This is a genomic window from Flavobacteriales bacterium (assembly GCA_025210295.1).
In the GTDB taxonomy this organism is placed as follows: Bacteria; Bacteroidota; Bacteroidia; order Flavobacteriales_D; family Parvicellaceae; genus S010-51.
The window spans coordinates 161,017-167,982 of record JAOASC010000015.1 but is presented as its reverse complement, the minus strand read 5'-3'; the positions used below and the strand labels follow the sequence as shown (position 1 = coordinate 167,982).

The 6,966-nt window shown below is 33.7% G+C and carries 5 protein-coding genes; 3 read left to right on the top strand and 2 right to left on the bottom strand.

The window, feature by feature from the left end:
* The first annotated feature begins 140 nt into the window (after nucleotides 1–140).
* Nucleotides 141–497 carry a hypothetical protein gene (locus N4A35_02600; GenBank protein ID MCT4580281.1) on the top strand — a complete coding sequence of 119 codons (357 nt, stop codon included), beginning with the start codon at nucleotides 141–143 and terminating at the stop codon, nucleotides 495–497.
* A 137-nt stretch (nucleotides 498–634) separates the two neighbouring features.
* Here the strand turns inward: N4A35_02600 and N4A35_02595 are convergent, their stop codons facing one another.
* Together N4A35_02595 and N4A35_02590 are read right to left on the bottom strand one after the other, a co-directional pair.
* Nucleotides 635–1,471, bottom strand: a complete 837-nt coding sequence (locus tag N4A35_02595) for a hypothetical protein (GenBank protein ID MCT4580280.1) — start codon at nucleotides 1,469–1,471, stop codon at nucleotides 635–637.
* Between the two features lie 3 nt (nucleotides 1,472–1,474).
* Nucleotides 1,475–3,478, bottom strand: a complete 2,004-nt coding sequence (locus tag N4A35_02590) for a dehydrogenase E1 component subunit alpha/beta (GenBank protein MCT4580279.1) — start codon at nucleotides 3,476–3,478, stop codon at nucleotides 1,475–1,477.
* Nucleotides 3,479–3,788: 310 nt separating this feature from the next.
* Between N4A35_02590 and porV the strand changes: the two genes are divergently transcribed.
* Together porV and N4A35_02580 are read left to right on the top strand one after the other, a co-directional pair.
* Nucleotides 3,789–5,060 (top strand): type IX secretion system outer membrane channel protein PorV, encoded by a 1,272-nt coding sequence (gene porV / locus N4A35_02585; GenBank protein ID MCT4580278.1) that lies wholly within the window; start codon nucleotides 3,789–3,791, stop codon nucleotides 5,058–5,060.
* A 129-nt stretch (nucleotides 5,061–5,189) separates the two neighbouring features.
* Nucleotides 5,190–6,962: an ABC transporter substrate-binding protein gene (locus N4A35_02580; protein MCT4580277.1), complete on the top strand. Its 1,773-nt coding sequence runs from the start codon at nucleotides 5,190–5,192 to the stop codon at nucleotides 6,960–6,962.
* Nucleotides 6,963–6,966 lie beyond the last annotated feature (4 nt).

Genomic DNA, 6,966 nt, shown 5'->3' with positions numbered 1-6,966 from the left:
TAACAAAAGGTAATCTTTCGTATATAATGTTGTATGTGAAAAATAGAAATGTTACTTTTAAAAATACAAGCCAAACGTGGTTTGTATTGAGTTTGAAATATTGAATTAGAGATAGGCATTGTTTAGACCTTTGTCGAGTCATGCGAGTTGGCAATAAAATCCGTTATTACCGAAACAGTGAACTCTTAAGAGAAGTAGAAGAAACCAACCCAGCCAATATGATGGCAGATTTTACATTCTACCAATCAGGAGCACGGATTTATAATCCTAAGATCGTAGATGTAGCTTATCAACATGGAGCACAGTATATTGCAGATGTTAAGTCGTATTCGGATTTCTATAGTTTTGGAATGTTAAAATCTGGGCGACATGGGGGAGAGAATTATCGTTATGGATTTCATAGTCAAGAGATTGATAACGAAATCAAAGGGAAAGGGAATAGTGTAAATTCTAGATTTAGAATGCATGACCCAAGGTTGGAAAGGTTTTTGCTTTAGATCCATTGGTACCTAAAACCAATATTTTACTATATACAGTAGGTTATCACTTAACAAAAGATCATCTTTCGTATATATGTTTGTATGTGAAATAGGCAAGTTATTGCCCCAAAATAAAGCATTTAAAACTATAAATATTATCCCCAAATAATACGGGCTATAAGCGCATGATTTAATCCAAATGGTCTTAAATCAACGTTCATGTTTGTTCTTGTGTAAATGGCATAATAGTTAACATCAAACGTAATTTTTTCGTTAAACTTATATTTAGCGCCCAATCCAGCACCTCCACCATAACCAACTCCCCCTGGAGGAACAGTTTGTTGTAAATTTACCTGACCATTATTACTCCCATTAGCAATAGCATTGTGAACAATTGTGTAGACCTTATTGTTAATTACAAAATAGTTTTTTTCTAGTCTAGTATTGTTGACATTCCCAAATAGATTAAAATAAGCTGTAATCCCATTTTCGTTATAAAAGTTAGATTGAATACCTAGATTAATGTTTGTTCTACTTTCTTCTCCAAAGATTGGAATCTGCTCATAAGTTTCCCCAATAACTGTCGGATCATTAGGGTTGTTAATAGCAACAGTAAAAAAATCTTCAACGTTTAACTTTAAGATGTTTACATCCGCATAAATAGATGCATTTTCGCTCAATCTAATACCTCCGTGTCCCCCGATATTAAATGCTGGTCGGTAACGCATTAAGGAAGGGTCGGCAAAACTTTCAATTCTATAGTCGTATTTAAAATAAAGGTCTAATTCAGGTTGAATAAATTGATTTTGAAAAAAATAATTTACACCATAAGTAGTCACATTACCATTATAGATGACAGCAGTTTTGTTATTCGATTGGAAACCACCAAGGTTTAATCCAAAAAAGAGATTTCCCCCTTCGGCATCTGTATCATTTTGTCCATATAAAAAAGGAGCAATCAATAAGAACGTAAACAATGTGAAATGTTTCATAAATCAATAATTAATTAATGTTTTCAGTTGTTCTTTAAAACGACTTTTAGGTAAGAAGTCCGCTTCTAGAGCAGGAGCAAAAGGTACTGGAGTATCTAAACTAGCACTTCTAAATATAGGCGCATCCAGGTGTTCAAAACAATTTTCATTGATTAACGCTAAAATTTCACCTCCAATTCCCCCAGTTAAACAATCTTCATGTAGAATAATTGCTTTGCCTGTTTTTTTAACAGAATCAAAAATAGCAGCTGTATCCAAAGGTAATAATGTTCTTAAATCAATTAAATCGGCATTAATATCCGGATTTTCATCCAAGGTTTCTAAAGCCCAATGAACCCCCATTCCATAGGTGATAATGCTTACATCACTACCACTTCTTAAGATATTCGCTTTTCCGATTTCTGTCGTATAAAAATCATCATAAACAGGTTCACTTTTACTTCGATACAATGCTTTATGTTCAAATACCATCACAGGGTTAGGGTCTTCTATAGCAGCAGCCAAAAGTCCTTTTGCATCGCCAGGGAAAGCAGGGTAAACAATTTTTAATCCTGGTGTATGGAAAAACCAAGCCTCGTTACTTTGAGAGTGAAATGGACCTGCACCAACACCAGCACCAGTAGGCATACGTATCACAACATCTGCGTTTTCTTGCCAACGATAATGCAATTTAGCTAGATTATTGACAATTTGATTAAACCCAACAGTAACAAAGTCGGCAAATTGCATCTCCATAATACCCTTATATCCATTGATAGACAAACCAAGTGCAGCACCAACAATGGCCGATTCACAAATAGGTGTATTGCGAACACGCTCTTTCCCAAATTGTTCAACAAACCCATCAGTTACTTTAAAAACCCCTCCATATTCAGCGATATCTTGCCCCATAATTACACTGTTGGAATGCCTTTCCATAGATTGACGTAATCCATCAGAAATAGCATCGATAAAACGTTTTTCGGTTTTGTTATCAGTTAATGGTGCAATTGTTTTATTATCAAAAGCTTTAAAAAGGTAGTTGTATTCTCTTTGCGTATCAGCTTGAATTTCTGGAGCATTGTCTGCTTCTTTCCATTTCGAATTAATTTTGGCTTTAATCTCAGCTTTAATTTGATCAATGGCTTCTTGTGTTAATACACCATCATCGATTAAAAAACGTTCAAAATTATCAACAGGATCTTTTACTGCCCAAGCATCTTGAATTCCATCAGGGTAATATTTAGTTCCTGAAGCTTCTTCATGTCCACGCATTCTAAAAGACATACATTCAACAAGAATAGGTCTAGGATTTTTCAAAATAGAGGTTCTAGCCTTACGAATGGTTTCATAAACGTCAACAATGTTATTCCCATCTACTTGAACAGTATCCATTCCGTAGCCAATTCCCTTATCGATAAATTGTTTACACCTAAATTGTTCCTTAGATGGAGTCGATAATCCCCATTGATTATTTTCAACAACAAAAATCACAGGTAAATCCCATACAGCGGCAACATTCAATGCTTCGTGAAAATCACCTTCACTAGCTCCTCCATCACCAGTAAAAACAATCGTTACCTTTTTATTCTCTTTTAATTTGTTAGCCAATGCTATACCATCAGCAATTCCAAGTTGGGGCCCTAGGTGAGAAATCATTCCAACAATATGATGTTCCTTTGTTCCAAAATGGAAAGAACGATCATGACCTTTGGTAAAACCATTTTCTTTTCCTTGAAATTGCATGAATAAGCGTTCTAAAGGCAGCTTTCTTGTTGTAAAAACACCTAGATTTCTATGCATAGGAAGCATAAATTCATCTTCTTGCATTGCCAATCCACACCCTACCGAAATTGCTTCTTGCCCAATCCCAGAAAACCATTTAGAAATTTTTCCTTGCCTCAATAGAATCAACATTTTTTCTTCTATTAATCTTGGTAATATTAAGGAATGATAAAAGTTGATCAACTCTTCATCAGTTAATGTTTTACGATTAAATTTTAAAGGTTTTAATTGTGGTATAGACATGTGTAATTATATTAAGTTCTCTGTTTAGTGAAGTGCTTCTTAAACCTATACAAATGAAATTAAGCTATTCTTAAGATTTATGGAGGTGTTTTATCAGAAGCAATAGCCTAGCTATGTTTCTAAAAATTAACACCAATAGCCCTAAAAACAGTAATTTCTATTGAATAAAAGGATTGATAAGAACTTCTGTTTTCAAAAGTAAAAAAAACTTTGCTAGATATTCACTTTTAAAAGGAAATACAAAAAAAAGATGTTGATAGACAATAAAAGAAAGAGGTTTTACGTATATTTGTTTTTCACATATTATTAAATGATGAACATTAAAACCAAAATAACCACATTGCTCGCAGGAGGTGTTTTAGCTTCAAGTTCGGTTGTAAATGCTCAATTGTCATCTCAGCAATTAGCAGGGAAACAAATTAATACCATTACAACTGCAGTACCGTTTTTATTGATAACGCCTGATTCTAGGTCTGGTGCAATGGGAGATGTAGGAGTTGCAATTAGCCCTGATGCAAATTCAATACATTGGAATCCGTCTAAGTTAGCTTTTATTGAAAAAGATGCAGGGTTTTCAATGTCTTATTCTCCTTGGTTGAGAAGGTTAGTTAATGACATCAATTTAGCTTATGTTACAGGTTATAAAAAGATTGATGACTTTTCTTCAGTGAGTGGGTCTTTAAGATATTTTTCTCTTGGAAACATCACTTTTACAGATCAAACAGGGGGAACAATTAGAGATTTTAATCCTAGCGAGTTCGCTATTGACGGTGCTTATGCTAGAAAACTAAGTGAAAACTTTTCGGTAGGTTTAGCAGCAAGATATGTGAATTCTAATTTAACTGGAGGAACTTCAGTTCAAGGAGCAAATACTAAGGCAGGACAATCGGTTGCAGCAGATGTTTCAGGATATTATCAATCCAATGAATTTGAAATTAAAGAACGTAAAGCTACTTTGGCTGCCGGATTAAACGTTTCGAATATTGGAGCTAAAATGGCATATACAGATGGTGCTGATAGAGATTTTATTCCTACTAACCTTAGGTTAGGAACTGCTTTAAATGTTGAAATAGATGATTTTAATAAGTTTACTGTAGCATTAGATGCGAATAAATTATTAGTGCCAACAGCACCTGTTTATAAAACAACTAATGGATTAGTAGATTATGATATCGAAGGAAATCCAATTGTGTTTTCTGGAAGAAGTAACGATGTTGGAGTAGCCTCTGGTATTTTTGGTTCTTTTTCTGATGCTCCAGGAATTGTAATTACAGATGATAATGGGACAACAGTAGAAGTTGAAAAGGGAAGTCGATTTAAAGAAGAATTATCTGAAATCAACATCTCTGCTGGTGGGGAGTATTTATACAATAACGTTTTTGCTGTTAGAGCAGGTTATTTTTATGAAGCACCAACAAAAGGAAACCGTCAGTTTGTATCAATGGGAGCTGGAGTTCGTTTTCAAGTTTTCCAATTGGATTTATCGTATTTAGTGGCTTTAACTCAACAAAGCCCAATTGCCAATACCATCCGTTTTTCATTATTGTTTAATTTTGGAGAAAAAGGAAAGGATGATGCATAAGCACTGAGTAAACTGAAAAATAGATTTAATAGCCTGATTTTAATTGAAATCAGGCTATTTTTTTTAGTTATTTTATTAAATGTGGTATTTTCTTGTATATTTGTTACTATTAGGCAAAATTTATTCTATATGAAGTTGACGGTAAAGTATATAGGTTGGGTTTGTAGTATATTCCTGCTTGTAAATTGTGGAGGTGAAAAAGCTGAAAAAAAAATCCAAAAGGTTGAAAATAGAGTTGCGCAAGGAACTGTAAAACAACATGGAGAAGATATTCAAATTCAATATGGAGGGCTTTTTAGAATGAATGAATCTTCAACTTTTAAAACGCTATTTCCACAAGGGATAAATGATGAGGTTAGTGTTCATATTGGCAATCAAATTTTCGAAAGTTTAGTCAAATTAGACGAGAAGACATTAGACGTATTGCCTTGTTTAGCTAAGAGTTTTACACCAAATGAAGATGCTTCGGTATGGACGTTTAAATTGGAAGAGAATGTATACTTCCATGATGATGCATGTTTTAAGGATGGGAAAGGAAGAAAGTTAACAGCTCATGATATCAAGTACTGTTACGATTTATTGGGAACTGCATATCCTCAAAACAACACATTTTATATCTTTCAAAATAAAGTCAAAGGAGTTAATGAGCATTATGAAAAGACAAGCCAAGGGAAAAAAGTTCCTGGTGGTGTAGAAGGAATTAAAGTAGTTGATGATTATACTTTGGAAATTAGTTTGGTAAAACCAATGTCTTTCTTTCCTAAGGTTTTAGTACACAATGCTTGTTGGATTTTTCCTAAAGAAGCTTTTGAAAAATATGGTGAAGATTTAAGAAATCATACCGTAGGAACAGGACCTTTTATGTTAGACGCTGTAAAAGAAGGGAATCAGGTTCGTTTAAAAAGAAACCCTAACTATTGGAGAAAAGATAAGTATGGAAATCAATTACCATATCTAGATTTAGTTAAAGTGACTTTTACTAGAGATAAAAAATCAGAGTTACTAAACTTTAAGAAAGACAATTTAGATATGATTTCAAAACTTCCTGTAGATGAAATGGAAGCAGTATTGGTAGGATTAGATGAAGCAATAAAAGGTCGAAATACTGCTTTTGTTTACCAACAAACAGCAGCATTAAATGTTCAAAATTATGACTTTTTGCATACAGGGGAAATTTTTAAAGATATTCGAATTCGTAAGGCTTTTTGTTATGCTATCGATAGAAAAAGTTTAGTACAAAATGTTCTAAGAGGAGACGGAGAACCTGCACATCATGGTGTAATTCCAAATTTCCCAGGTTATGACAACTCTGTTGTTAATGGCTATAAGTTTAATCCAGAAAAAGCAAGACAGTTGTTAGCTGAAGCTGGTTATCCTAATGGAGATGGTTTTCCTAGTTTAACATTAACATTAAGTGATGGGGGAGGGATTAATACCCGAGTAGCTGAGGCTTTATATAATATGTTCCAAAAGAACTTAGGAATCCATGTAAACATAGATGTGATACCATTTACCACAATACAAGATAAGATGAGAACAGGTTCAATGGAATTCTCAAGAAGAGGGTGGGTTGCCGATTATCCAGATGCTTCAACATTTTTAGAAATGTATTACGGAAGAACAGTACCAAAGGATCCTCATGCCTTTTCTATGGTAAATTCTGCAAGATATGTTAATCCTGAATTTGATGCTTTATTTGAAAAAGCAATGCAAACCGCAGATGAGAAAGAAAGAGTTCGATTATACCAAGAATGTGATAAAATATTAATAGAAGATGCGGCCTTTTTACCGTTGTATTATGCCGACTATGTAAGACTAGTTAAAGAAAATGTAGTAGGGCTTCCTATTAATGCAATGGACTATCGTGATTTATCAAATGTATTTTTTACTTCGAAAATTTAAATTT

What these genes read in the sequence shown, in the direction of transcription:
- N4A35_02600 (MCT4580281.1), top strand. Translation starts at nt 141, where the DNA reads ATGCGAGTTGGCAATAAAATCCGTTATTACCGAAACAGTGAACTCTTA.
- N4A35_02595 (MCT4580280.1), bottom strand. Translation starts at nt 1,471, where the DNA reads ATGAAACATTTCACATTGTTTACGTTCTTATTGATTGCTCCTTTTTTA.
- porV (MCT4580278.1), top strand. Translation starts at nt 3,789, where the DNA reads ATGATGAACATTAAAACCAAAATAACCACATTGCTCGCAGGAGGTGTT.
- N4A35_02580 (MCT4580277.1), top strand. Translation starts at nt 5,190, where the DNA reads ATGAAGTTGACGGTAAAGTATATAGGTTGGGTTTGTAGTATATTCCTG.
- N4A35_02590 (MCT4580279.1), bottom strand. Translation starts at nt 3,478, where the DNA reads ATGTCTATACCACAATTAAAACCTTTAAAATTTAATCGTAAAACATTA.